The sequence below is a fragment of the Acidobacteriota bacterium genome (genome assembly GCA_021161905.1).
In the GTDB taxonomy this organism is placed as follows: domain Bacteria; phylum Acidobacteriota; class B3-B38; order Guanabaribacteriales; family JAGGZT01; genus JAGGZT01.
In genome coordinates this window covers 23,466-49,090 of the sequence record JAGGZT010000013.1, presented here as the reverse complement: position 1 = coordinate 49,090, position 25,625 = coordinate 23,466, and the positions used below count along the sequence as shown (strand labels likewise).

Here is a 25,625-nt window from a genome sequence, read left to right as displayed (position 1 = left end):
GAGCTCACCATAGACAAGAAGGCGGAGTTTAAGCAGATGTTCAACGAGGTCTGGGTCACCCTCCGCGATTACTACTACGACAAGAACTTCCACGGAGTGAACTGGGAGAAGATAAGGGAGAAGTACGCCCCAATAATCGAGAGGGTGGGCACCGACACCGACTTCTACGATGTGATAAGTATGATGCTCGGAGAGCTCAACTCATCGCACCTGGGGATCTATCCCCCTTATTCCCCATCGGCAGTGAGAACCGGTGAGCTTGGCATCGAGTTCGAGCAGAAGGAAGGTAAAGAATTCTTCAAAATAAAGAAGATAATAAAGGATGGACCGGTAGCAAAGGCAGAAGCAGGGGTGAAGCTGGGTGATTACCTCATCGCCATAGATGATGTCGTCCTCTCGCCAAGGACGAACATAGCGAAGCTCTTAAACGACAAGATAGGAAAGAAGGTGAAGCTCCTCATAAACTCGAAGCTGACCAAGGAAAACGCCCGGGTGGTATATGTGAAGCCGATCTCCTCCCGAGAGGTACAGTCCCTCCGCTACCAGATGTGGGAGGATGCCCGGAAGAAGATGGTCGAGGAAAAAACGAACGGCAGGGTGGCTTACATCCATATGCGGGCTATGGGCAGATGGGATCTAACCCGGTTCCTGAAGGAGCTTGAATCCGAAGCAGCGGATAAGGAGGCGCTCATCCTCGATATCAGGTTCAACCGGGGAGGAAATATTCACGATCAGGTGCTTTCCGCCCTGAGCCGGCGTGCCTATGCCAAGTGGCGGATGCGGGACCTCTCCACCACCACCCAGCCCACCTTCAACATCGGGGATAAGCCGATCATCCTCCTCACCAACGAATACTCCCTGTCCGATGCGGAGATGACCGCAAATGGGTTCAAAGCACTACACTTGGGTAAGATAGTGGGGACGAGAACCTACGGCTGGCTGATCTTCACCACGGGAAGAAGGCTGTTAAACGGCGCCTATTTCCGTATCCCCTTCTGGGGCTGCTATACCTTGGAGGGGAAGGATTTGGAGACGATCGGCGGGGTGGAGCCCGATATCACCGTGGTGAACACCTTGGCGGATCGGGTAGCGGGGCGTGATCCCCAGCTTGAGAAGGCGATAGAGATCATATTGAAGGAGCTGAAGAAGTAGATCGGAACGCCATCCCTTTTCTCCCGCGCTTTTTAAGCGCGGGATTTTTTTACTCCTTAATATTCCTCTATCCGAATATAAAAATATACTTGACAAAGGGAAAAATAATGGGCTAAATTGAAACCCTTTGCCCCTCTACAGGGGAAAGAAAGGAGGGAAGAAAATGTATGATAGATCGCTTCTTGAATTGGGCATAAAATTCCACGGGCACAAATGCCCGGCGATGCCCCTCGGCATAAGGGCAGGTCTTTCCGCGATGAGGGCGCTCGGTGTCTCCCGGGCAAAGAATAAGGAGCTCCACTGTCTCGTGGAAACCGGCTTTGCCCACGCCACGATGTGCTTTGTCGATGGCGTACAGGTGGCTACCGGTTGCACCTTTGGCAAGAGCAACATCGAGAAGCTCGACTACTCCAAAAACGCCCTCACCTTGATCGATGTGAAGACGAAACGGGCGGTAAGGGTCTCATTAAATCCTGAATTCCAGATAAAGGGCCTTTCCTCGGAGTTCGTCAAGTTGAGGAAGGAAGGGGTGGAGCCCCAGGACATAAAGCCGGAGATAATCGACCCGCTCATTGAGAAAATCTGGAACGCCCCCGACGAAGAGATACTGGTGGTGGGCGATGTGTTCGAGATCGACTTCGAGCCGAGAAAGGGGACCTTCGAGTGGAGCAGGTGCGAGAAGTGCGGTGAGGTGGTGTTCGCCCATGGGCTCCGGGTAATTGAGGGGAAGAAGTTCTGTCTTCCCTGCTCCGGTGATATCGGTTGAAGGAAGATGGATCGATTCGGCGATCTGCCTGACTCGATCATATTGATTGAAATAGGAGTGTCTTATGGTCACTACCTTAGCAGCCTTAGTAACCTTTATCTTTACTGTCGCCCTCACCATAGCCGGGGTGGGGGCGGCATTCATCCTTATACCGACATTCGATGCTCTGGGCATCCCCTTACGAGAGGCGATGTCCACCGCTCTCCTCCTCAACTCTATAGCGATGGTCTTCGCCTCGGCGCGGTATGCAAGAAAGGGACTGGTGGTGTTCAAAACAGCCATCCCGATACTGATAGTCGCCACCGCCCTTTCTCCTCTTGGGGCTTATACCGCTCAGTTCCTTCCAGTGAGGACACTTCGCATCTTCTTCATCGGCTTTCTCCTCTTCGCCGCCTATATGATGCTCTTCTATCGCCCTAAGGGAAAAGAAGAACGAGAGAACATCTCTGAGGGGAGATTGATAAGCTACGGAGGATCGGTAGGGGCAATCGCTGGCTTTACTGGGGGACTTCTTGGGGTTGGTGGGGGAAACATCATCGTTCCAGTGCTAATCTGGCTTGGGTTCAACCCGAAGAAGGCATCAGCAACTACTTCGTTCATCGTTATATTCTCCTCATTTTCTGGTTTTTTAGGACATGCTACCATTGGTGAGGTAAACTGGGTGCTTCTTTCCGCAACTGCCATTGGTTCCATTGGCGGGGCAATCCTCGGCTCTTACTTTATGACCGAGAAGCTGAACCGCTCGCAGGTGAAGATGATAATAGGGATTATTCTCCTCGGTATAGCAGGGAAAATGCTTTATGGGTTAATATAGAAAAGATATGAACCATCTTTATCTCGCACCTCCGATCTTTTTTGCCATCGCCTTCCTCTTTTCGATGTTGGGGATGGGCGGTTCTCAACTCTACATTCCCATCCTCTTCTGGCTGGGGATGGATTTCAAAAGGGAGGCGATACCGCTCGGTATGCTCCTCAATGTCGCCAATTCCCTTTCTGCCACCATCACCTACTTGAGAAAGAAACTCATCGATCTACGGGTAGCGCTACCATTTGCCATTACGATGGTGATCTTCGCTCCATTGGGCACCCTGATCAACCTAAGGCTCTCCACCCCCAGAGTTATCTTGGCCTTTGCCATTTTCACCGGAGGAGCGGCAATATTGATGCTCTCCGGCTTTCAGCCGAAAAAGGGGGAGATGACGGGAAGGGAGCGGATTGCCCTCGGCATCATCGCCGGAAGCGTCCTTGGTTTCTTTGCCGGCTTGATCGGACGGGGTGGTGGTTCCTTCATCGTCCCTCTCCTCTCGCTTTCTGGGCTCAACCCGAAATCGGCGGTCGCCACCTCCGCTTTGGTAGTAACCTTCTCCGGAAGCTCGAGCTTCATCTCCCATCTTTTAACCGCAGCAACGCCCCGCCCTTTGATCTGGGTCCTCTCACTCATCGCGGTTATCCTCGGGAGCCAGCTCGGGTCGAGGATAATGGCGCATCGAATGAAGCCGAAAGGGGTGAGAAGGCTTTTCGGGATCACCCTCCTCGGCATCGCCATTCTCTTAATCGTAAAGGATGTCATCCACTAAGCTTCTTTGCCCTTGCGATCAAGTAAATAAATCGGTTATAATTGGAGACCGCTTTAAGGGGAGAAAGAGATGAAGGAAAAGAAGATCCTCGGGATAGAGAAAAATGTCTTCCTCCTCGGCTGGGTGAGCTTTTTCACCGATGCCTCAAGCGAGACGATCTACCCCCTCCTTCCCCTATTCCTCACCAATGTGCTCAAGGCATCGTCCCCGGTGATCGGGTTGATCGAGGGGATAGCGGAGGCGACCGCCAGCCTGCTTAAAACCCTCTCCGGCTGGCTCTCCGACCGGATACATCGGAAGAAGATCTTCGTCTTCTATGGGTACCTCGTCTCTGCTCTTACCAAACCGCTCTTTTACTTCGTTACCTTCTGGCAGCAGGTCCTCTTCCTCCGCTTTTTCGATCGGGTGGGGAAAGGGGTAAGGACCTCACCGCGGGACGCCTTGATCTCCGATCTCGCAAAAAGGAGGGTCCGGGGAAAATCGTTCGGCTTCCACCGGGCAATGGATACCGCTGGCGCTATCGTCGGCTCGCTTCTCGCCTTTTCCCTTATGTCTCTCCTTGCATCCAACTATCGACTCATCTTCCTTATCGCGGCGATACCTGCTTTCATCGCCATCTCCCTTATTCCCCTGATCGAAGAGAAAAAGAAAGAAAAACCAAAGGGAGAAGAAAAAGAAGGGGAGGTAAAACTGGCTTTCTCCTCCCTCGAAAGGGGGCTTAAGCTCTTTATCGTGGTGAGCTTCATCTTCTCCTTGGGCCACTTCAGCAATGCCTTCCTCATCCTGAGGGCACAGACCGCCGGTATCTCTCCCAAGATCATCCCCCTTGTCTATCTCCTCTTTAATCTTGTTTACGCCCTCATCTCTATTCCTGCTGGCATCCTTTCGGATAGGATAGGGAGGAAGAAGCTGATAATATTCGGCTATTTCTTCTTCGCCCTCATCTTCGTTGGCTTCGCCTTTGCCCGTTCTCCCCTATCCATCGTTCTACTTTTTGCAGGCTACGGCATCTACTACGGGGTTGCCGAAGGGGTACAGCGGGCGTTCGTGGGGGATATATCACGGCACGAGGTGAGGGGGACGGCTTACGGTCTCTACCACACCGCGGTGGGCATCGCTCTCTTTCCCGCAAACGTTATCGCCGGTTTTCTGTGGAAGCTTTTTTCTCCTACCGCTACCTTCCTTTATGGCGCCCTGATGGCGACGGTAGCTGGCATCCTCTTTATCTTCGTAATAAAGGAAGCCCCTGCCGGCGAAGGGGAATGAGAACCTTTCTCTTTAGATAGGGGCTCGTCTCCCTCCTGACGAAGTGCTTCAGAAGATCAAAAAACTCTGAAATAAAATTTGAAGCGGAAGGGGAGTTATGATATCATATTGTTGAGATTTAATCTCAATCTCAAATTGAGGGAGCCGATGGAGAAAAGACTATGAGAAAAAGGAAACTCCTTCCAATCTTGATCTTATTTTTCTTCCTTTTGGGAAGCCTTACCCCAATAAAGGGCAAGGTAGGCGTACTCCTCATCGCCCACGGAAGCCCGGAGAGGATGTGGAACGGCCCGGTCCAAAAGATCGTTAAAATGGTCAACCTTCCTTATCCTGTTGAACTTGGCTTTCTGGAGTATGTCCCTGATCAGACTATCGAACAGGCGGTAGCCAAATTAATGGCGAAAGGGGCGGATGAGATAATCGCCATACCCCTGTTCATCTCCTCTTATAGCAACCACATCGAGGAGATAAAATATATCCTCAAGCTTAGAAAAGAGCCACCACAAGGAGCAGAAGAGCTCCATCCTCTTAGGAGCGATGCGCATTTCATTCTTACCCCTGCCTTTGACGCTCATCCCCTTATTGGAGAGATCCTCAGAGACCGGGTAAAGGAGCTAAGCGTTTCCCAAAAGAATGAAATCGTGGTGCTCACTGCTCATGGAGCGGAAACCGAAGAAAACCTGGCAAGATGGAATGAACAACTCGCCTCGCTGGCTACCCAACTCAAGAAGCAACTCGGGCTAAAAGATGTGAAGTACGGCTACATCTTCAAAGGGAGGTCCCCCTATCTCCGGGAAGTGGTGAAAGAGGAAGCAAAAAGGGGAAGGGTGATCGTGATACCGATTATGGTAAGCGCTGGTTTCTTCACCGAGAAGCGCATTCCTCAGATATTGAAAAACCTATCTTACAGGTATAATGGTTCCCCTTTAGCTCCTGATCGAAGATTAGCAAGATGGGTGGAAGTGATGGTTAAAAATACCCTACATCCCCGAAGGGGATCAAATCCTCCCATCAATAAGGATTGCCGATGATGCGGAAGCAGTAAAGCCCGGCAAGGACCCCGTTTATCAGGACGAAAAGAAAGGAGAGGATCAACACCGTTTTATAAAGCCCTTCTCGCTTCTTAATCCGCTGGAAGAGCTCCATCAAACCGAAGGCGAATATCGGGATGCAGTTTAGAAGCATCCGATTACCAAAGGAATCCCCCTGGTCCGGGCTCCACCAGCTACTTACCAAATACCACTGAGCGAGAAAGGCGAAAAAGAGGAGCGAACCAAAAAGCCGATCCCGCCGAGAAAGAAAAAGGAGCCCCACAAGGGAAAAAGCGATTATCGGGGACCAGAGGATAAGACCACTTGCCGGGGAGAATAAGGTATAAAGGAGCTTCGGCATCTTCCAATAAGGAAAGCTCTCCCCCGCATAGCCGGTGGTGAAAAAAGAACCATAAAGCACCCTATTTACATAGAGCTGGGGCAAGAGGGCTAAAACCGCTCCAAAGATAAACATCGCCAGCCGTAAACCATAACGGGCGAAAAGAAGTACCTCATCCCTCCTCCGGCGGAAGGAGAGGATGACGAGGTCGATCACCGGGATGAGGAGGAAAAAGCCATCCTGATAGCGGACGATACCAGCGAGCCCGCCAATCGCCCCGAGTAAGGCGAAGTGGTAAACCCTCCCCTTCTTCCGCAGGTGATACCAGAGGAAGATGAAAAGGCTAATCATGAAGAAGGAGAGGGAATGGGACATCAACGGTTCCATTGTCAGGTAGTAGATGAGCGGGGTGGCAAGGAGAATAAAGGAGGTTGAAAGAAGGGAAGCCTTCGGCTCATAAAGCCTTTTCCCGAGGAGAAAGATGAGGAGCAAGCCGGCAAAACCGTAGATGAGGCTTCCTATTCCGGCGGAAAGTTGATAGATCGCTCCATAACCATCGGCGGATAGAGGGACGCCCACCGCTTTCAGGGCGAGGGCTAACAGGTGGGCAAGGGCGAAGAAGGGGGAAAGGAGAATGGCGCTCCCTATCGGGTATTTATTGGGGAGCCTTCCTGTTATCGTTGGTTTCGGTATCTCCCTTATCTTCGGGTTTCCGGTGAAGGGAGAGACGGTACTTGCGAAATGATGGTATTCGTTAGCGAAGTTCAGGTCCCGGTCGATTACAAGCGATCTTAAGGTGATGTAGTAATATACCGCATCCCCTCCTGCCACACTCCTGGTGACATAAAACCGCCCCAGAAGCAAAAACAAACTTCCAAGAAAAAGGACGGCAAATATATACTTTGGGGTCAACAGTTTTTGGAAAAACTCCATAGCTCTTTGAGGATAGCATCTACAACAAAGAAAAACAACCAGCGCTAATTAATCATTCACCCCAGATAGGAAGCTTAGGAAAGCTCTCCGGTAATTCTATCCTTTTTCCTTCCACCTCAATATCCTTCAATTGATGATCTATTATCCGGAGAAGTTTTTTTCTATCGGGGTACTTTTCAGGTGGAATGCTATGCTTAGATAATTCGGAATGAAGATATGACAGAAAGCTGAAAAACCATAAAACTGACCTTCGAGCTACATGCCGAGCCATAGAAAGAATCGTCTGGTCCGCTTCACTTTTAATCCCTCCACCATGGACGAGTTTGTTCCTAACCTTATAACATTCATCAATTTTTATATATTTCTCTTCAAAAATTTTACTAAGTCTGTTTTGAATAAGCTCTCTTATCTTGCTCTTATCCTCACCAAACAACGCCTCCAACGCTACCATATGCCATAATAACTCGTCCAATTCTGAAGCGAAAAAGGCTTTTACTAAATAATCAAATGCCCTTTCAACAAATTTCCACCCACATTTATCCAAATCAATTTCCGAGAATTTCTTATATCCATCTACTATTTCTCTTATTTTCGGTATATCATCTTTTTTAATAGTATAATAGAAAGGATTTCTATCAACTTCCCTCCCTGTCGAAAGATCAATTTTTGGAAATTTTTGTAAAGCAGAAACACTGGGAGCTGGGTGAGGGGTCTCCAAGAGATCGTCAGTAATAACAAGTGATATTGGATTCGAAAAGCGAGACCAATGAAAGGGCTTCTTCTGTTTTGTTTGTAAAAATTCCCCTTGCCATCTGAAAAGGGTTAACAATCGTATCGGTTGCGGTATTTCTGGAACCACATCAGGAGGATTAATAAGTCCACCCGGCTCTATCTCAGGAGTCTCTATCTTACTAAAATCCAATTCCTTTCTCTCTTCATATATTTCTTCCTTAACAAACCAATAATTAGCTAACTCCTCTGTAACTAACGCCGCCTTTGGATAGAATATACGATTCAGCCTATTATTGGTTAATTCTTCAAGTTCATAGAATGAGAACTGCTGGATTACGAAATCACCAAAATCAACAGGCTCTTTTTGTTCAAAGAAATAGATTGATTCCAGTAAATGAAGCTTTATTATTTTAACCTTCTTTTTACCGCAAGCGGAACACAGCTTTTTAAAATAATCGTTAGCATCTAAGTTCCCATTACACAACAGCTCAATGTAAAACTCTGAACGCCTAAGGAAATTTTTCATCATCTCCCGTTGCGGTAGATATTTTTTATCAAGGTTTTCTACAGGCTTACCCCCAAAAGCAACGGAAAAGTCTGATACAAGCTTTTTGAACTCATAACCTCCCTCAACACGGGGGAGGAGCACATTTAATGGGTTAAAGCATTGTGATAAGATTAAATATAAGTTATTCCATGGTAGAGGAACTGGTAGTATAGAAGTAATGAAACATTTGTTATATGAGAAGAAATTCTCACACAATTTTACATACTCAACAAACGATTTCCGCAGTTGTTCTTCCTTCTCCTTAATCATTTGAAGAACGGTATTTCTTGCCTCTATTTTATGAAGAGCAACTTTGCTTCAAACAGTTCAATTAGCGAATCAAATGAAGATTAACCATTTGAGCTTAAAACATAGAGTTCTATCCTATTCAGGCACGAACTGTCTATTTAAGTCCGTATTTCTCAATAAGCTTGAGAAGCCCTTCTCTTCCAAGCTTGGTTTGCTTCGGTCCAAGGATATCCATCAAAGTTCCCCGAGGAAGCGAAGCTCTCGTGTCCGGGATAACAGTAACTATAGTCCGCTCGCCCACAGACTTTGCCATCGCAACCCCGTGAGTCGCTCTCCGTTTAATGACAAAACCATCTTTTTTAAGAAGTCGAATTAACTGTTTGCCGGTAATAGCGGGGAGATCGGAGGTCATTAATCATATATTGCTAACAATGTACAGGCTGAAGATACGGCTTAATAAAGGTTCCTCTGTCAAGGGGGACGGATATTGAAACCTCTTTCCAGGCAGGTCTCTTGGCATAAAATTTGATGCCATGCTCTTCAAGAAACCGTTCCAATTCATTCACTTCTTCGAGAGTATGTAGGTGGAGTAGAATTGCTTCTTCAATTCTCTTTTTGGCTTCATTCAAAGAACGCCCGAATGTAGATGTACCCAGCTCTATACATCTTGCCGTCCACCTTCTGCCTATATTCTTAAACTCTACGGTTAGAAGTAAATAACCCACCTTCTTTACCACCTTCTTCACCTCTCGATTCATATTTATCACTATTATACGATATATGTCAAGAGCGGGTATTAAATATGTGATGCTTAGCGCCTTTATAGCTCAGGAAGAAGCCGGTGAGGAAGATCACAAGTTGGATCAAGCCTCTCTCCGAAAGCTTGCCGAGGAAAAAGGCGATCCAGGAAAGAGCAAGGAGGGAAACCACTACCAAAAAGCTCCGCGAATTGAGCTTGGCTAAAAAGGGCCGTTCGGGAGAAGAAACTTTCATCGATCCCCTCCTTAAGTCTTGCTATAACACCAAAACCAACCAAACCAAGGGGAAAACACCTGCACCATCCCGCCCTACCCTAACCCTCTGAGGAGAAAAGAGGTTCCTCCCTCATCAGGATATCGCCACCCATCAAAATACGGTGCTCAGGGTAAAGAGAAATGCACCGCGGTGATTTATGCCAAGAGAGAACCACAGATCCTGAACCAGCGGTAGCAAATCCCCGATATTGTAAGATACGGGCGAAAAACCGATACTAAGCCCATCATCGAGGGCACCGAGGGAGAACCGGAAAAACCGCCACTCACAATCGCTCCTCCTTCCATAAGAAAGAAGGGAAAACCCAAGACTATAGCCGATACCCGCTGAACGAGGCGGTTTTACGCCGATATCGAGCCCGATATCGAGCGCCGGGCTGAAGAAAAGTCCCCTCCTCTCCTCAGAGATAAAGCGGACTTCGGAGCTCTTGATGGGAAGGGGATACCGCTTATCCTTCCACACCGGATCGCCCGGCAGGGTGAGGTATAGCTCATTATAGAGGTTGAAGCCACCGGAGCTCTGCCGGGAAAGGGTGGTGAGGAGATGAAGCTCAAAAGGATAGATGCCTTGCTCCGCTTTGCCAAGGGTGTTCACCCGCCACCAGGCGATAGGAGGACCGTCAGGAAGCCTAATCTCCGAAGAGAACTCCTTAACTTCTGGCTTTCCCCCTCCTTGCGTGGGAGCGAGGGAGATACCCTGACGGGCCCCCCTCATCTCCGCCACCAGCTTGCCCACTAAGGTTATCTCCTCTCTATTTTTTCGGATGAGGCGCAACACCTCGGGATTAACCCGCCAATCCTTTATCGTCCTCCGCAGATCCGACACCGCAACCGAACGAGCACGCACCGCCCGGGAAAGGCGAAGGAAGCTTCGACTCATCTCCTCAAGCTTGGCATTGCTCTTTGCAACCTCTCGCCTTAAGGAGATTATGTAAAAACCTCCAAAAATTACAGCGACGAGCACTACCACTGCCACAACCACCTGAATCAGCTTCGCCCAGCCGATAAGCTTCACCGCCTTAGCGAGCTCATCGCCCCGCATAGATCGCCTCCCCTACCCTGGCAAACAGGGATTCAAGCGCCTTCTCCAGCGCCGAAAGCAAGGATAACACCGCCCACAAAACGCCGTAAACGGCATAAAGGGCGATCAATCTCAATCCCTTAAGTATCCTCTTAGCCATTTCTCTTACTCCTTTTCAATTGCTCCCCCAAGGGGCTGTAGATAATTTGCTCAGGATATACCCAAACGAGGGAGAACGGATCCTTACCCGCCTCGCCATCGAAGAGTGCCCACCAGAACACCTTCTCAAGCCGAGGAAGCCCCTTCAAGGCGGGATAACATCTATTAGCTATCTCCGCCTGCCTCTCAAAATCAGAAACGCCGAACTCGGTAATCCAAAGGGGATTGGCAAAACCAGCAAGAGCCTCCTTATAGATGGGAAGCTCGTGAAGGACGGCGTCGTTATAGGTATGGATGTTCAAAACGAGTTCCGGCATATCCTCATCCCTAAGGAGTCTCCACAGCTCGGTGTTCCACCTGATCCTTCTCTCCATTCCACCACCGGCGCAGGAAGTCAGGATGATTTTCTCTGGGTGATATTTCCTCATATACTTGTAGAACGCCCGGAGCTCTATGAGATAATCCGCTGGCGATTTCCCCATCAGGTTTGCTTCGTTTCTGAACTCCCAGGCGGGGATCTCAGGATAGCGGGGAACATCCCTGGCATAGTTATCGGTTACCGCCAAGATGTGAAACCCCTCCCTGATGAAAGGCGTCGGATCAATGCCTCGCCGTCCCAAGGGGATGCGAACCCAATCTATCCCCATCGCCCTTAACGCCTCGGCTTGCTTTTCTGGAAAGTGGTAAGGCTTCGGCACATTTGCCCCCTCTGGCTTGAAGAGCTCTTCGGGTTCCGGAGGTATCGGCTGTGGCGGAGGCTCATCCGAGCCAGGGGGTTCAATCGAACCCGGGGGTTCAACCGAACCCGGGGGTTCATCCTGCTTTCTTCTACTTGCGAGCAGATAACCGAGAGCAGTACAAAGGGCGATCAGGATAAGGAGGATAACCGCGTCCATTCTTTCACCTCGTCTTTTTCCAGAGTTAGATAATACTCGTCTATTCCCTGCTTCAGGGCAGAGGCGATCTCATAAAAAGCAGAGCGAGAAAGGAGGAAGGAGCGATCTCCGGGATTGGTGAGGAAACATACCTCGACCAGCACCGCCGGTGGATAGGTGCGCCGTAGGAAATAAGAGATAAACGGCTCGCCATTTCGGAGAATCGTCTCGTCCTTTTTCGCCCCCCGATTAGCAAAAGGAAGACGAGCCATAAGCCCGCTCATCATTGCCCAAGCGAGTTTTTCTCCTTCCTCCGAGAAGTAGATCGTCTCTGTGCCTTCTGCTCCGGGAGGACCGGCGTTGAAGTGAACCTCGAGGGCAAGATCAAGCGCGGGAAGAGAATTTATGAACCGAACCTTCTCCGAAAGGGGCGTCCGTGGCGTCTCAAAGACCGAATAGCCATCAGCTACCAGAATGAGGTAGAGTTCCTCTATCACCTGGCAGGCGAGCTCGTGCTCAATCAGGGTTATCCTCTTACCATTTTGCTTGAAGGATACCTTTGCTCCTGGTCTTTCCGGATAATGCCCTGCCGAGATCGCCAGCCGTCTCATCCCTCACCTCTTAAGGAAATAGGCGAACACCGCCGAGACCATCGTTGAGATGATGCCGGCGATTATCCCCGCTGCCACCTTGAGGGCGCCTCCCCAGGTTCTCATCTCCACTATCGCTTTTTCCGCCTCAGCAAGCCGGAATTCCAGTCGCTCGATCCGCTCGCCAAGGGATTCCTCGAGTTGATCGAGCCTCCGTCCGAGCTCGGAAAACCCCTGACGGAGCTCACCAAGCATCAGCGCCTCGCGATCAAGCCCCTTCTTACGCCCGGACATCTCTCTCCCTCTAAAGGACCTTTTTCATCCGTTCCCAAAAAAGCTCTTTCTCCCTGGCTGTGAGTTCCGCCCATCTCTTCGCTTTTATCTGCTCGTAAGGAAAATTCGGATCGTCCACCTCTTCATCCTTATCCCGCCATTCGTTTCCCCTCACCCATCCCCTGGTGAGGAGGATCTTGCCATCGTCGAGCTTTATTGCCGGCGGACGGAGAGCCTCCTTTTCTAAGATGAACCTCTTCCCATCGAACTTGATGTACCGAACACCCTTTCTTATCTTCTCTGCCAGCTCAGGAGGGACATCGAGAAGGAGATAGTCCTCCTCCCTCCCTCCGAACTGTGCCACGATCCCCTTTAGGGTGTTCAGGTTATCCTGTATATCGTTCATCACCTGGTTATCCTTCTTCCTCACTGCAAGCTTCATCCATCAGCCCTCCTTGAAAGCTATATAGTGATAGGTCTCACCGTTCTTATTCACCCGGTCATCAGTGCCGAGTGTGAAACCATCGGTGGTGAAGGATTTGATACCATTGGTAAGGGCAGCTCCGTAAGTGCTAAAGCTCTCATTCGTCCCCATCGTTTTGGTGCGAAAGACCAATCCAGAATCGGTAAGATCAGTTCCCCCAGCCCTCTTCACTATGACATAATCCGGCTGGAAGCCGATCCCGGTTATCTCCCGGTTATCCACTCCGTTTCCGGTATAGGAACCACACTTCATCCTCGCTGATGGCGTCAGATTGAGCCAGGAGGAGCCGCTATCTACCAGAAGTGCCCCTAAGGTCGTGTTGAATATCAACCGCCCCTCTTTCCCCGGGGTTGGATTGCTACTCACCACTTCAGCCCTGATGTATCCGTTTAGAAGGGCATCCTGAGATAACACCGCCTCGATGGCAGCAAAATTATCCCTTACACTTTGGGTAGTAGCATTTCCTGAGGATGGTTTGTTTTTATCCCAAGCCATATTATCACCTCACTTTCTCTATCTGAACGATTGGCATCCCGGAGAGCTTTTTCTCAATTCGGGCAAGCCTTTCTTCAAGAGCTCGCCACGGCGGAGGAGGCGGAGTGCCAACAGACACCTGACCCGTCAAGATCAACGCCCTCGTTGCCTCCGGGATGATGATATTTAGTAGCCGGCAGTGATTCTCCCTTATCTGATACCGATCGCCAGTGACGGCGAGATTTTCAGGAAGACAACCACCGCTACACTTCCACCTAAGGAAACAGTGTGCACAATCTGCCCCATCCGGCGGCTTAAGCCTGCTTTTTGCCAATATCCCCGCCTCCTTCTTCTCTGCAGTTATCCCCTTAAACACATCCCCGATGGAATAAAGCTTTGAAAGCTCCGACCGGCAGTTGATATATCCCTGGCAGGGGTAGATCCTCCCATCGGTATCGATAGCAAGCAGATTATTATTGAGACCACAAAGGGTCTGAGCGATCCTTCCCTTAGCAGCATTGATGTTCTTCATCGCCCAGCCAAGCCACATAAAGTTAACCCTCTTCCCCGCCTCGTAGAGGTCGATATAGTAATCCATCAACTCCTTTACCTTTTCTCTAAGAAGGGCAAGGTCTGCCTCTTGCCAGCTTGCCTCAAAATCCGGGTTATGGGCGATATTCCTAAATCCCCGCTCGATGAAAAACCGGGTTGACTTCACCAGATAAGGGGCATTTAAAGGGTCAACCACCATAATTATCTGGGTCTCAGGGAAAAGATCGGCGATATCCGCAAGGGGTATCCGCTCAAAGCTCTTACCACCCCCTTTAAGGGGACGGGAACGGTTCTGAACCTCAGGCGGCCCGTCGCAGGAGAGGGCAAACCTTACCTTCCCCTCCTTTATTTGCTTCAGCCTTTGCCGGGTAAGGAGAGTGCCATTGGTGGTAAAGGTGAACCGGGTCTTTTTTCGTCTCTCCCTGATCGTTTCGATCATCCACCACATCAAATCCCACTTGAGGGTTGGCTCCCCACCGTAGAACTGAACCTGGAGATCATCCCTTGGATCATTGGTAATGAAGTCGATGGTCGCTGTTGCTACGGAAAGGGACATATCTCGCTTTTGGTGTCGCTGAAAACAATAGCGGCAGGCAAGGTTGCAATTATTAGTCAAATAAACCCAAAAAAGTTTCATTCTGGCATCTCCTCTGCAAATTCACACTCGATTTCGCAGAATTCTTGACAGGAGACTTCGCACCCCACCGTACAGCTGACCTCGCATCCGGTCTCACAGGAAACCTCGCACCCCTCCTGGCAGGGTTGAAGCTCACAGGCGGTCTGACAGGAAATCTGGCAAACCCTCTGGCAGGGCTGGAGCTCACAGGCAGTTTCACACCCTCCCGTTTCGCAGGCAGTTTCACACCCTCCCGTTTCGCAGGCAGTTTCACACTCTCCTGATTCGCAGGCAGTCTGACACTCTCCCAATTCACAAGCAGTTTCACATTCCCCCAATTCACAACCGGTCTGGCAGGATACCTCGCAAGTCTCCTGGCAACTGGTAAGACACCCACCTTGACAGCTTTTCTCGCAGGTGGTCTCACAGGTAATCTCGCACCCCTCCTGGCAGGGTTGAAGCTGGCAGGCAGTCTCACAGGATACCTCACAGCCGGTCTGGCACTGATAATTACATACCTCATAGCCGAGTGAGGCGATATCCTCCACCACCTTCAGCCTCGTCCTCATCCCAGCGATGTCCCGGGAGATAGCGAGGATGCGGAAGACATCTTCGGAGAGCTTCCCGGTAGCGGTCGGTGCTCTTCTTCGCCTGATCTTGATCTTATCCCCGATGGCGAGCTCTATCGGCTTGAGCTTGGTGATGATCTCATATTCGGTCAACGGCTTTTGAGCCAGCTGAAATAGTTTGAAGGCAAGATCGTTGGCATCGACGGTATCCTTGAGATAGGACTGAACCTCTTTCGTAATCGCTCGCCCATACTTTATCTTCACCTCGCTATCGGAATAACTGGTTGCCCGTCGATTTTCCGGATCATCACCGTAATAGACGATCACCTTATAAAAGACCTCATCCGCCTTGGAAGACGCCTGAAAGCTGATTATCTCCTCGTCCTTTATGGTGGGTGCTCCCGCCGGAACCTCTCCCTTCCACATCTTGAAATAGACCTTACCATCAGCCCCGATGATGAAATGGGCGATGGTTGATTGACAAATTTTCCTGATTATCTCCGCTGATGATTCAGTTTTAGAAAGATAAATAGATAATGGCCAGTCCCTCTCTCGTGCTTCCTCAAAACTGGTGCTATCGATATCAGCAGAGGAAACATCAAGGTAATTGAGGCAGATATCCCTTACCACATCCGACGCCTTCTCTATCAGACCATTCGGGGTGCCGGTTATTGAACCGCTCGCATCGTCCCTTCTCCCCTTGACATCGCAGGTTATCTCTTTACCGCTCTGGCTGGTTAGCAGGGTAAATTCACCATTTGCCAGGTCAACCGAGTAATCGGTATTCTCCGTCAATGCCGAGCCATCCGCATAAACCGCATCTACAGAATAGAGGGCGTGATCGGCGACCTTATACTTGCCGTAATTGACGGTGGAATCGATAAGGGTGGGCCTGATATTCCTCACCTCGCCCCAGATTATAGGGATCGGCTTTCCTTCGGCACCCGGATCCATATGGGGATAGGTAGCGGTGTAAAACTCGTTCGGCGGAAGCTTCTTATGGAAATCCACCCGGATATCCCGTAAGGAGAAGCTTACCTTCCTATCGGTATAGCTCACCCCTTGTATCTTTCCCCGGAAGATGGTCTTATATTCCGAATAGGGGAGCTCCTCGCCACCGAGCAGTATCTTCACCTCTCGATTTATCCAGATATACCGCCTGAGAATGGAATCAAAGAAGCCATCGTTATTGAGCAAGGATATCCCTGCTGAGCCAACCGAGATCCCGGAGAAGAAGATATCCTGACTTTCGGCGGAGACCGAGGGAAGCCCCTCCTTGGAGAGCCGAGGGAAGTAATAATGGTTATCGAAGATTACAGGCGAGCTGGCAAACCTGAGCCGGATGTAGGCGATCACTGTCTTTTCATTTGGGCTCCCGCTATCGGTGCAATGGATGTAAACCGCTCCCCAGCTGTCCCAGCTCGTCTGCCCGTTATCCCAGATGGTAGCCCCATTATCCCAAACCGTCTCCTGTGGTGGTTCCTGATACCAGGAGCCGGCGTTCGCCTCCACCTCGGCGATCGAGCTCCTCTTAGTAAGCTCTACCCCGTTTTCCTCTACCTTCTCTATCTCCACCGGGACGGAGAAAAACCTCTCATACCAGGTCTGATAGTAGGCACCACCGCCGGTGGCGGTCCAGTTATCGCTATCGAGCTCGACGCCGGGAACGATCTCGGCGAGATAAACCTTTCTCGCCCCTGGCGAAGTTATTAACTCAGAAAAGGTGGTGATCGCCATTACCTGCTCTCCTTAAATTCAAAGCCTGCCTCATAGAACTCACCAACGGAGTTCTTGAAACTGAAATCGGTATTTACGAATTTGCCATAAAAAGTCCAATCGTTTGGGTGATTCTCATAATCGAGAGCGATGAACAAATCCCTGCTTCTACCACAATAAGCAAGCATCCGCTCATACTCTTCTTTATCTTCCTCTGTAATCATCCCCGCTCCGAAGGCAACATAGATAACCCGATAATTGTCCTCGATATCAGCGAACTCCTGCCCCCCTTCCGAAGCATCTATCCGGGAGGGGTCTATAATCCGGTACTCCCAGCCATAGACGAAATTTCTGCTCGGCTCGAAATAGGAGCCGAGATACAACCTCCCGATCTCGATGTAGCCAGAAGGGTTTCCACTATCCTGTATCCATAACCGCCAATAGCGGTAATTCTGAGCGTCGAAGCACTTGATAATCGTCTCTTTATGAGGGGTAAGTGTGGTCTCGAACGGAGGATTATCCCAACTATCGGATGAATTTGCCTGCAGTTTGATAACCGCATTGCTCGTCAGATTATGGTTGATGAACGAAACCGCCTTCACGCTGTAGGGGCTACCGAAATCGACCACCACATATTCCTCCGCACAACCAGTAGTCCGCCAGACGAGGGTGCGAAAAGGATGCCTGAGATTGGCAACGGGCAGGGTAGAGACCTCGGATGAGGCGGTAAGGTTCGTCCCGGTAAGGTCGATAAGGTTCTGCCAGAGATATCTTATTCTGCTCGCCATCTTTAAAACTCCTTTACCGCTATCGGATGAAGCTTGATCGCTCCATCCTTGGTGGCGGTCTCGATGTTCTTGAACACAAACTGCTTTATCTTTTCTCCATCAAGGCTCACATCCAGGTGAAGAGTAAGATGGTTCTCGACCTTCGCCTCCGTCTTCACCCCTCCCTTGAAGGGGTTCGCCCAGGCAGGGATAACCGCCTCCCCCTTATGGAGCTGGTAAAGACCCGTTTCCGGGACATAAGGGGTGCCGTGCTGAAAATTACCTTCCCTCCACCACCGCCGCCAAGGAGAGCCTTTTGGCGGCTCTCTCCTCCCCGGTCTCTCCCCTGGTATCAAGGTATAATGTTCCTCTTCATATAGCCACCAGGGCTCTGGGAATACATTGATCTTCTTCATCAGGCTCAGGATGCCGGAAACCCAGCCAAAGGCTCCGCCGAGCTGGGAGAGGAAACCCGAGAGGATGCTTGAGAGCCGTCCTCCTTCGCCGAAAAGATCGCTAAATATCGTTTCAATCGTGCCTCCAGAGCCAAAAAGACCCTTGAATATCTGAGGTATGGAACCGTCATCACCGAAGAAGCGGAGAAAGATATCCTCAGCCGATTTGACCATCCCCTCGAGCCCTCCTCCCTTAAAGAAAGAGGAGATGACACTCGCCACCGAGCCGTGGGAAAGGAACGGTCCTCCTATCACCTCGGAAGCAATCTTCGAGATATCGCCTCCTTTCTCCCTCAGCCCGCCGATCAAGGTATCGACCACCTCTAAGGCGGTATCCGCCACCTTTCCTAAAAGGTCGGGAGAAGCCTCCTCAATCCCAGCGGCGAAAGAGGAGATAAAGCGGTACCCGGAACGCCTCACCCGGAAAAAGGGAGGGCTTCCCGCAAACTGGAAGAGAGAAAGGACATCATCAGCGATATCGGCAAGAGCTCGCTTATGGTAACGCCAGGCTGAGGAGAAACCGGCTACGAAGCTATCGATGAACTCATAGCCAAACGATTCCGCTTCCTCGGGGAGACGGGAAAAAACATCCCTCATCTCCTTAAAAGGGGAGAAGAGGTTCAAACGGAACGCCTCCCCTGCCTTGACGGAAGCGGAGGAAATCCCCTTAAAGAGGGTATCAAAGCCCTTGGTTAATCCTTCGCTCGCCTCGAGGAGGGAGGAAAGAGCGTCATCAAGGTCCTTTATTCCTCTCTCCGCAGGCGAGGTATCGATCACCAGATCGAATTCCACCGTTGCCATCTACCTTAGTCCTCACTGTTTAGCCAGTATGAGGGAAGATCAGTCGCCCAATAGGACTTCATGGAAGAGAAAGAGGATCTTCTCGAAAACCTCCTCCTTCCTCTCGACCTCATAGATATCGAGCATCGCCTTTATCGCTGGTATATCAGGGGCGATCACCGGTCTTCCCTCCTTCTCATAACCGAGGATCCGATATTGGTCCCGGAGAAGGGTGAAAAGTCTCACCGCCTCCTCATTTCCGGGAAGAACCCTTGGGGGAAGGTGGCTCGCCCGCTCCTCCTCGGGGATGATCCCTTGAGCGATAAGCTCCGCAAGCTCATAATCCCTCAACCCTCCTCCCCGAAGGAAACGGGCGAGCTCCCTCAGTTTTTTAGCTCCGCCTCCCTCTTTCTCTCGTAGAACCGCTCCCATTCGAGCTGATGTTCGCTTATAAACCGGCGAATGGCGTAGGAGTTCTCCCGAAGGAAAAGGGCGTTTTTCGGGGAATAGGGTATTTCATCATCATCCTCAAGCACCTTCCCCCCGGGAAGCCTCACCTCACGGAGGGGCATCAGCCTCTTGAGCATCCTCACCGTAAGCCCACGAAAGCCAACGAAGGAGTATTCGGTCGTTAAGCGAAAGAACTTCTCCTCGTCCAGCTCCTCCTTGCCCAGAGCTATCCGGAGACACTTCCTCCTTATCCTGTCTATCGTCTTCGGATCGAGAAACCGGAGCTTTATCTCAAAACCGGAGAAAAAGGGATCATCGGAGAAGGGGAACCAGGTCCCCTCGTCATCCTCGAAAACCGCTATCTTCCCTAAATCCATCTCCCCACTCATCGTTCACCTCATCACAAAAAGTGAAGGGAAAGCTCCTCCTCACCGGAATCGGCGTAGGGCATAAGGGTGAGCTCCGCTACCTGCTCTTCACCACCCCTGATCTCGGGGAAGGCAAGGTGAAACTGCGGGAGGTGGAGGAGAACGATCTTCCCCTTCTCATCCCCTGCCGGGAGGATGAGCGATTTCGCTATCCTCTCTCTCGCCTCGTAGAAGAACGAGGCATCCTTCTTCCGGAAATAGATCCGGATACTCCCTTCGATCCTTCTCTCCCCAGGAATAAAGGAGGTAGCCTCCTCCTCTCCCGTCTTCTCCTCTTCGAGGAAGCGAAGGGAGTTGCGGAAGGTGATGCTTCCCTCGAGAATGGGAAACTCTGCCCCATCCATTCGAGCGATGCCGAGCTTACCGTTCACCGGATAGCCTGTTGAGGAAGGTGAGGGAAGATACGGGGTGACCTTCGCTCCTCCATCGTGGGATGAGGCGGTCGTTCCCTTATACCCCCGAATGACCGTAAGCTCGTTCGCCTGATGATCGACCCCGCTTACCTTCATCACCTCATCATCCACCTTGATTATGCTTCCCACCTCGAACTTCCTCGCATCCCGAACAGGGACGGTCTCGCTAACCGCGTCGATCGAGGAGAAAAGCTCATCGCTTCCCGTCACCACCATCCGGAGAAACCCACCGCGGAAATTCGCGGAAAGGGGCTCCCTTCCGGATACGGTAAGGGAGAGCTCATCAAAGCCACAGCCTACGAAGGTGAACACAGTATGCCCCTTCTTCGCCCAAATGGTGAACGAAGGAAGGTCCTCGGCAACCCGATAGTGCACTCCCGCTCCCACCTTATCTTGAGGAGCAGGTGGGGTGGAGAGGGCTGGGTCCACGGTGAGGAGATCCCCATCGATGGCGGAGATAAAGGTCGCCTCCCCATTGACCAGCACCGCCTGACCCACCTTGAAGCCTCCTCCATCGGAAACGGCGAACCTGGTGGTAGTGGGGGTAGGGGTATCGCTTATCGTATCTTCAGAGCTCACCTCCTTGCTCCCGAATACGCCGAGGAAGAGGGAGGAACCCGCCGGCTCAACACCAGGGGTACCGCTCGGCTTGATGTAGCAGGAGAAGGAGAACTCTCCGTGGGGGATCCTCCCGGGGATCCTCTCCTTTTGGGAGCGAGTACCGTTCCTCTCCTCGTTTTCGTGATAGGTATAGCCCTGACGGAAGGATGCCTCCGAGGTGAGGAAGACGGCATCGTCAGCTTCGGGCTCTGCCGTCACCCCCATCTCATTCTCAGGAACGACGAAGAGGATCTCATCCCGCCCTAAGGCTATCGTCATCTGATCGTCCTGATAAGCCATTCAAAACCTCCTTCTAAAGCGCCTCCTCAAGGTAAAGAACCTTGAGCTCAAGGATAAAACCGGCATAGGGGTATTTGAATTCAGGGCTTATCCGCACCCTGACAAATTCAGTGGATACCGAGAAGCCTCCCCGGGTGATGTCCCCGGAAAGCGCCTCCATCACCCGTGAGAGAAGCTGGTTCAAACTGGTCGACGGGGTATCCTTATCCTCTATCACCCCCAAGACGCTAACCCCGAGCTCCGACCAATATCCCCTCCCCTTCTCGGGAACAAAGGTCTCCTCGCCGTCGATCACATAAAGAAGGGGAAGGGAGACATCCTCGAACTCAGAGGGATCGGGAAACGATGCCCTACGGATGACCGAAGCATCCCCCAAAGAGGAAAGGGTAGCGGCTATGTCAGCCAATATCTCCTCTCTTTTTCCCACCATCTCCTACTCCTTCCTGATGAATATGACCCGATAGTGAACCACCTTATGGTAGAGCCCTCGCTCCGGCTCGAAGAGATCGCGCTTGAACTCCCTCACCGTGAGAAGATGATAGTAGCTTGGAAGGGAGAGGAACCTCCGATTGAGAAGCCCATCAACCCGTGAAAATACATCCTCCAATACGGAAAGGGTGCACGCCCAGATATCTATGGCATAGACCTCCTCCTCCCGCTCGATGAAGGGGGAGGCGGAGGAAAGCTCGTAGTAGGTGATATAGGCAGGAGCAGAGGAAGAAAGCCCTATCTCCCCTGGTGGGAAGTAGTAGTAGATCCGGGGATCCTCCGCTGAAGCGCCGAGAAGCACCCGTAAGGTCTCGTCCGCCACCAGCTTGCCGTATATCGCCTCCTTGATCTCCTTCATTTAATCCCCTCCATAATCCGGATTAGGACCTTTTTCGTCTCCTCCCTCACCCTTCCCCTGAAAGCCTCCACCGTGGGTCTAAGGAAAGGAGAAGGAGGGGTTCCCGGATGGAGCCCGATGTAGCGGAAACCGATACCCTTGAGGAACACTGCTGAACCGACGAAGTGGGGAGCGGTCCCAAACTCGAGGAAGGAGGCATAAGGGGCAGAAGCGCCGAGGATGAGGGAAAACCGCCCTCCATCGACCTTCACCCTGGCGTAGATGGAACGGGTAAGCTCAGAGCTCCGATCATGGTAGGGATGGTTCGCCTTAGCGTAAGCCACCATCTCCTCCGATATGGCGGAAAGCATAACCTTCATCCTCCCCTTAAGCTCCTCCGGGAAACCCCTCAGCCGGATAAGGAAATCCCTCCCCTTCATCTCCTCTCCTTGAGATAGGCGACGAGGTGATCGGGGTGAGCATCCACCCGGAGCACGATGAGAAAGTTCTCCTCGTCGAGATAGACCCGATCGTTCGGCTTGATGTCGGAGGAGGAAGGGAAGAAGGCACGATGAGTAGCCGAAGAGAGAACGCCATCCATCCGGAAGGAGAGATCGCCACCTATCGGCTGAAGATCGCAGGTAACCTCCACCGTGCCCCCCTGATCCACCGGGGAGAAACCCTCCTCCGGCTCCCCCATAGTGGAGTAGCTAAGGGTAAGCCGTTTCACCACCACCTTCCTCCCCCACTCCGAGAGGATCCGCTCCGTGTCCTCCTTCATCTTCTCTATATCCGCCATCTGCTACTCCTCATAATCGGAGACATCATCCCCAAACCTGGTGATCCGATAATCGAAGCTTAAGGCGTCCTCAAAGGGGAACGACCTAAGCCTCCTCTCCCAATACTCAAGCTGGGCGAGAAGCTGTGCCTGCTTCTGAGAGGCGGAGACCTTCTTGTCCCCTATCTGATAGTCCACCTCGGGTGATTGGGCTAACTTGTCGAGCTCTGCCCGGATCGAGGCTATCTTCGCCTCTATCTCCTCATAACTTATCCCCATCGCACCCCTTCTCCTTCCTTATGAGCTTGGCTATCTCCTGAAGCTGAGATAGTACCTCGGCAAGGAGCCGTTCCACCGTGGTGCGGAGGATCACCGGCTCCTTCTTGTCCACATAGGATGGAAGCCTTACCTTCATCTCGCTCCTCCTTCCAAAAAGGGGGGTGGGGGCGGGGGGATGTCCCCCCCGCCCGTGCTTCCTCCCGGCGAACACCTCCGCCACCAGCTGAGGTAGCGCCGGGATGAGCATCCCCCTGGCTGAAAAAACAGCATCAGCCCTCAGAACGAACCACATACCGGTAATCCACCGCCCCACAACCGCCAAAAAGCCGAACCTTGAACTTGACCACGATGTCCCGGGAGAAAGCATCCTCACTCTCGGGGCTGGAGCGAAGAACCTGGATGGGCCAAACCTCCTGATAGCGGAACTGACGCTTGAAATCGCCGTAGAAGAACTCGTTGGGATCGGTCATAAAGGGGGAGGTAAGGATCTCGGAGATTATCTGCTTGTGGTAGGTGGACTGGGTAAGCACCGGGCTGACCAAATTGTACGCCTCCTTCTCCAGCTCCGGCGGTACAAGGAGCACCCTCCCCGAGATGAGGATGGGATCGCCATTCTCGTCCTTCATCTTGGATAGGAGACGCTTCGACTCCTCGAGCCCAGAACCATCGGTGCCAAAGGCGACCGAATGGAAGTTCCCATGATCCTCAGTGTAGAGGGGGGAACCGTTGTAGGCGGTACCGGCGACATCACGGACTACATCGAGGATCATCTTCTCCTTGAAGAGCTTCGCCTTCTCCCCCAACCGGGCGGCGAGCTCGAGGATCTGCCCCGTCTGGTCCTCCATCACCGCCTCCTCGGTGATGGCGAGGATCCGCCCGAACTTCCTGTTCTCCACCACCACCGCCTTCTCCGCTACCGTGCTCTCCTCATAGGGCATCCCCTCGTGAACCTCCCGCACCTCCTCGACCGCGGTGAAGCCGACGATGTTCTCCCGCTTCCTCCGGGAGGGAACCGTATGCACCAGCTTCTCCCCAATGGTCGGGGTCGCCTCATAGGCATCGATGACCTTCTTCGAGACTATCTCACCGGTGATGGTGGGAAAGGCAGAACTCCCTACCGCCTCCCAGAGCTCGCGGAGGCTGAAGTCCTCAGGGGTAAGCTTCGGGGGGTCGGAATGAAGAAGCTCCCTTATCTTCCCCATAAACTCCTTCTCCCCTAAAGCGTTGTAAAGGTCGCGCAGGTTCTGACCTTTGTCCTTTATCATCTCATCCTCTCCTAAACCTTGAGAAATTAACTGGCTGGAGCCGGCACCACACTCGCCCTTATCTCGACGAGTACCTTGCTCCCCGCCACCGGCTCTCTCCGCGCCACCTTGCCGATGGGATGGGCGGAGACAGCAACTACCTTCTGGTTCTCCAGGAAATCGCCGGAACCCTTGGCACAACTCACCATATCCCCAACCTCGAAGGTGGCGGAATCACAGTCGAACTCGAACACACCGGTGGTCGCCACCCGAATCTCACCGGAATGACCCGCAGGCGAAGCCTCCATCGCTACCCCGGCGAACTTGGCAGAAAAATCAGCCTGGGTGGTGGCGAGATCGGTATTCCAGGGTAGATCGGCTGCCGGCTTCACATCATCGGTATCGAGCCAGAGGAGATCCCCGATCTCGATCACCGTGGCGGAATCGACCGCAAACAACCTCGGATTCTCATAGCCGTAACGATGCCTCATTACATTTGACATTCGCTACCTCCCTTTAACCGCTTTGATGAATAGCTCATCGGGAAAACATCCCTTCCCAGGGAAAAGCTCCTTCTCCTCGCCCATACCCGAGACCCATTTCCTCGGAGAAAAAAGGAGCGCCTCCCGATCCCTGATCAACCGAGAAACCGCGGAAAGATCGGGGACGGAAGAAAGAGCCTCCCGAAAAGCCTCGGTTATATCCTCGCCCCGAAGTCGAGAGCGAGAAAGCGCCCGCTCGATGGCGAGCTCACGCTCAAGCCTCCTCACCTTCTCCTGCTCCCTTGCCAGGGCTTCCACCAGCTCATCGACCATCGCCCTTAACCCCTTCTCTCTGCTTTCGAAGAGATTGATGGTCGCTGCTGGCTCGGAGACGAGGTCCACCGAACGGACAAGGACGATCTCCTCTACCACCTCACCCTCATCGGACAGCCGTACCTTACCCCTCGCGTTTATGGAGAGACCAACGAGATCGCTCGCCTGCTCCGCCAAGGGGAAAACCCAATCCTTATGGGATTCAAGGACCTCAAGGTCCCCCTTGAGCTTTCCCTCCTCATAGCGGATATTGAAGCACCTTCCAATGAGGTCTCGCACATCCCGCACCTCACCTCGCTCCGCTGGCTTCGGGTGATTGGCAAAGGTCTTCGCCCCCTCGAAAAGGGGGATCGCCTTCTTAAGCGCCTCCTCGGTATATCTCCTTCCGTTCCTGCTCACGGTGGAAAGAAGGGAGATACCGCGGATTATGTTCCTCTCCCGATCGAGCCTCGCCTCTACCAGCGGTGAGGAGAGCACCTCCTCCTTGAGCTCGATCGTTCTCACCGATGAGGAGAGATCTTTATCCTTCGCCATTAT

General features: G+C 51.9%; 34 protein-coding genes. 6 read left to right on the top strand and 28 right to left on the bottom strand.

What is annotated here, in order from left to right:
- The 6 genes from J7L64_02765 to J7L64_02740 form a co-directional block, all read left to right on the top strand.
- Positions 1–1,152 (top strand): PDZ domain-containing protein (locus J7L64_02765; protein ID MCD6451278.1); only part of this gene is annotated, 1,152 nt, incomplete at its 5' end.
- Between the two features lie 163 nt (positions 1,153–1,315).
- Positions 1,316–1,918, top strand: a complete 603-nt coding sequence (locus J7L64_02760) for a formylmethanofuran dehydrogenase (GenBank protein MCD6451277.1) — start codon at positions 1,316–1,318, stop codon at positions 1,916–1,918.
- A 64-nt stretch (positions 1,919–1,982) separates the two neighbouring features.
- On the top strand, positions 1,983–2,732 hold the full coding sequence (locus tag J7L64_02755; GenBank protein MCD6451276.1) for a sulfite exporter TauE/SafE family protein: 750 nt from the start codon (positions 1,983–1,985) through the stop codon (positions 2,730–2,732).
- A 7-nt stretch (positions 2,733–2,739) separates the two neighbouring features.
- On the top strand, positions 2,740–3,495 hold the full coding sequence (locus J7L64_02750; GenBank protein MCD6451275.1) for a sulfite exporter TauE/SafE family protein: 756 nt from the start codon (positions 2,740–2,742) through the stop codon (positions 3,493–3,495).
- Between the two features lie 69 nt (positions 3,496–3,564).
- Complete coding sequence (locus J7L64_02745; protein MCD6451274.1) at positions 3,565–4,761, top strand: MFS transporter; 1,197 nt, start codon at positions 3,565–3,567, stop codon at positions 4,759–4,761.
- Between the two features lie 161 nt (positions 4,762–4,922).
- Entirely contained in the window at positions 4,923–5,792 is an 870-nt protein-coding gene (locus J7L64_02740; protein MCD6451273.1) for a ferrochelatase, read from the top strand.
- Here J7L64_02740 and J7L64_02735 read toward each other — a convergent pair.
- From J7L64_02735 to J7L64_02600, 28 genes are all read right to left on the bottom strand, one after another.
- Positions 5,773–7,044 (bottom strand): glycosyltransferase family 39 protein, encoded by a 1,272-nt coding sequence (locus J7L64_02735; protein MCD6451272.1) that lies wholly within the window; start codon positions 7,042–7,044, stop codon positions 5,773–5,775. The genes J7L64_02740 and J7L64_02735 overlap by 20 nt on opposite strands.
- Positions 7,045–7,117: 73 nt before the next feature.
- The gene (locus J7L64_02730) at positions 7,118–8,614 is read right to left on the bottom strand and encodes a hypothetical protein (protein MCD6451271.1); all 1,497 of its coding nucleotides are present in this window, start codon (positions 8,612–8,614) and stop codon (positions 7,118–7,120) included.
- A 133-nt stretch (positions 8,615–8,747) separates the two neighbouring features.
- A complete protein-coding gene (locus J7L64_02725; GenBank protein MCD6451270.1) occupies positions 8,748–9,005 on the bottom strand; it encodes a type II toxin-antitoxin system HicA family toxin in 258 nt (85 codons plus the stop codon).
- A 13-nt stretch (positions 9,006–9,018) separates the two neighbouring features.
- Positions 9,019–9,330: a hypothetical protein gene (locus J7L64_02720; protein MCD6451269.1), complete on the bottom strand. Its 312-nt coding sequence runs from the start codon at positions 9,328–9,330 to the stop codon at positions 9,019–9,021.
- A gap of 46 nt (positions 9,331–9,376) precedes the next feature.
- Complete coding sequence (locus tag J7L64_02715) at positions 9,377–9,586, bottom strand: hypothetical protein (GenBank protein ID MCD6451268.1); 210 nt, start codon at positions 9,584–9,586, stop codon at positions 9,377–9,379.
- Positions 9,587–9,718: 132 nt separating this feature from the next.
- Entirely contained in the window at positions 9,719–10,666 is a 948-nt protein-coding gene (locus tag J7L64_02710; GenBank protein ID MCD6451267.1) for a hypothetical protein, read from the bottom strand.
- Positions 10,653–10,805: a hypothetical protein gene (locus J7L64_02705; protein ID MCD6451266.1), complete on the bottom strand. Its 153-nt coding sequence runs from the start codon at positions 10,803–10,805 to the stop codon at positions 10,653–10,655. Before J7L64_02705 ends, J7L64_02710 begins: the two co-directional genes overlap by 14 nt.
- Positions 10,798–11,700, bottom strand: coding sequence for a hypothetical protein (locus J7L64_02700; protein MCD6451265.1), 903 nt, complete (start codon positions 11,698–11,700; stop codon positions 10,798–10,800). Before J7L64_02700 ends, J7L64_02705 begins: the two co-directional genes overlap by 8 nt.
- Positions 11,673–12,290 (bottom strand): N-acetylmuramoyl-L-alanine amidase, encoded by a 618-nt coding sequence (locus J7L64_02695; GenBank protein MCD6451264.1) that lies wholly within the window; start codon positions 12,288–12,290, stop codon positions 11,673–11,675. The genes J7L64_02700 and J7L64_02695 overlap by 28 nt, the downstream gene beginning before the upstream one ends.
- Before the next feature lie 3 nt (positions 12,291–12,293).
- Positions 12,294–12,563, bottom strand: coding sequence for a hypothetical protein (locus J7L64_02690; GenBank protein ID MCD6451263.1), 270 nt, complete (start codon positions 12,561–12,563; stop codon positions 12,294–12,296).
- A gap of 10 nt (positions 12,564–12,573) precedes the next feature.
- Positions 12,574–12,984, bottom strand: a complete 411-nt coding sequence (locus tag J7L64_02685; GenBank protein ID MCD6451262.1) for a hypothetical protein — start codon at positions 12,982–12,984, stop codon at positions 12,574–12,576.
- 3 nt (positions 12,985–12,987) lie between these two features.
- The gene (locus J7L64_02680; GenBank protein MCD6451261.1) at positions 12,988–13,521 is read right to left on the bottom strand and encodes a hypothetical protein; all 534 of its coding nucleotides are present in this window, start codon (positions 13,519–13,521) and stop codon (positions 12,988–12,990) included.
- Between the two features lie 4 nt (positions 13,522–13,525).
- Positions 13,526–14,689 carry a radical SAM protein gene (locus J7L64_02675; GenBank protein MCD6451260.1) on the bottom strand — a complete coding sequence of 388 codons (1,164 nt, stop codon included), beginning with the start codon at positions 14,687–14,689 and terminating at the stop codon, positions 13,526–13,528.
- Positions 14,686–16,974, bottom strand: a complete 2,289-nt coding sequence (locus tag J7L64_02670) for a hypothetical protein (GenBank protein MCD6451259.1) — start codon at positions 16,972–16,974, stop codon at positions 14,686–14,688. Before J7L64_02670 ends, J7L64_02675 begins: the two co-directional genes overlap by 4 nt.
- Positions 16,974–17,741: a hypothetical protein gene (locus J7L64_02665; GenBank protein ID MCD6451258.1), complete on the bottom strand. Its 768-nt coding sequence runs from the start codon at positions 17,739–17,741 to the stop codon at positions 16,974–16,976. Before J7L64_02665 ends, J7L64_02670 begins: the two co-directional genes overlap by 1 nt.
- A 2-nt stretch (positions 17,742–17,743) precedes the next feature.
- The gene (locus J7L64_02660) at positions 17,744–18,976 is read right to left on the bottom strand and encodes a hypothetical protein (protein ID MCD6451257.1); all 1,233 of its coding nucleotides are present in this window, start codon (positions 18,974–18,976) and stop codon (positions 17,744–17,746) included.
- Between the two features lie 39 nt (positions 18,977–19,015).
- Entirely contained in the window at positions 19,016–19,306 is a 291-nt protein-coding gene (locus J7L64_02655) for a hypothetical protein (protein ID MCD6451256.1), read from the bottom strand.
- Positions 19,307–19,338: 32 nt separating this feature from the next.
- Positions 19,339–19,794 (bottom strand): hypothetical protein, encoded by a 456-nt coding sequence (locus J7L64_02650; GenBank protein ID MCD6451255.1) that lies wholly within the window; start codon positions 19,792–19,794, stop codon positions 19,339–19,341.
- Positions 19,795–19,805: 11 nt separating this feature from the next.
- Positions 19,806–21,146: a hypothetical protein gene (locus J7L64_02645; protein ID MCD6451254.1), complete on the bottom strand. Its 1,341-nt coding sequence runs from the start codon at positions 21,144–21,146 to the stop codon at positions 19,806–19,808.
- 13 nt (positions 21,147–21,159) lie between these two features.
- A complete protein-coding gene (locus J7L64_02640; protein MCD6451253.1) occupies positions 21,160–21,576 on the bottom strand; it encodes a hypothetical protein in 417 nt (138 codons plus the stop codon).
- A 3-nt stretch (positions 21,577–21,579) separates the two neighbouring features.
- Positions 21,580–21,993, bottom strand: coding sequence for a hypothetical protein (locus tag J7L64_02635; GenBank protein ID MCD6451252.1), 414 nt, complete (start codon positions 21,991–21,993; stop codon positions 21,580–21,582).
- A complete protein-coding gene (locus tag J7L64_02630; GenBank protein MCD6451251.1) occupies positions 21,990–22,412 on the bottom strand; it encodes an HK97 gp10 family phage protein in 423 nt (140 codons plus the stop codon). Before J7L64_02630 ends, J7L64_02635 begins: the two co-directional genes overlap by 4 nt.
- Complete coding sequence (locus tag J7L64_02625; GenBank protein MCD6451250.1) at positions 22,409–22,771, bottom strand: hypothetical protein; 363 nt, start codon at positions 22,769–22,771, stop codon at positions 22,409–22,411. Before J7L64_02625 ends, J7L64_02630 begins: the two co-directional genes overlap by 4 nt.
- Positions 22,772–22,774: 3 nt before the next feature.
- Complete coding sequence (locus tag J7L64_02620) at positions 22,775–23,029, bottom strand: hypothetical protein (GenBank protein MCD6451249.1); 255 nt, start codon at positions 23,027–23,029, stop codon at positions 22,775–22,777.
- A complete protein-coding gene (locus tag J7L64_02615) occupies positions 23,013–23,321 on the bottom strand; it encodes a hypothetical protein (protein ID MCD6451248.1) in 309 nt (102 codons plus the stop codon). The genes J7L64_02620 and J7L64_02615 overlap by 17 nt, the downstream gene beginning before the upstream one ends.
- Positions 23,299–24,294, bottom strand: coding sequence for a Mu-like prophage major head subunit gpT family protein (locus tag J7L64_02610; protein MCD6451247.1), 996 nt, complete (start codon positions 24,292–24,294; stop codon positions 23,299–23,301). Before J7L64_02610 ends, J7L64_02615 begins: the two co-directional genes overlap by 23 nt.
- A 26-nt stretch (positions 24,295–24,320) precedes the next feature.
- A complete protein-coding gene (locus J7L64_02605; protein MCD6451246.1) occupies positions 24,321–24,776 on the bottom strand; it encodes a hypothetical protein in 456 nt (151 codons plus the stop codon).
- A gap of 3 nt (positions 24,777–24,779) precedes the next feature.
- Positions 24,780–25,622: a hypothetical protein gene (locus tag J7L64_02600; GenBank protein MCD6451245.1), complete on the bottom strand. Its 843-nt coding sequence runs from the start codon at positions 25,620–25,622 to the stop codon at positions 24,780–24,782.
- Positions 25,623–25,625: the final 3 nt, after the last annotated feature.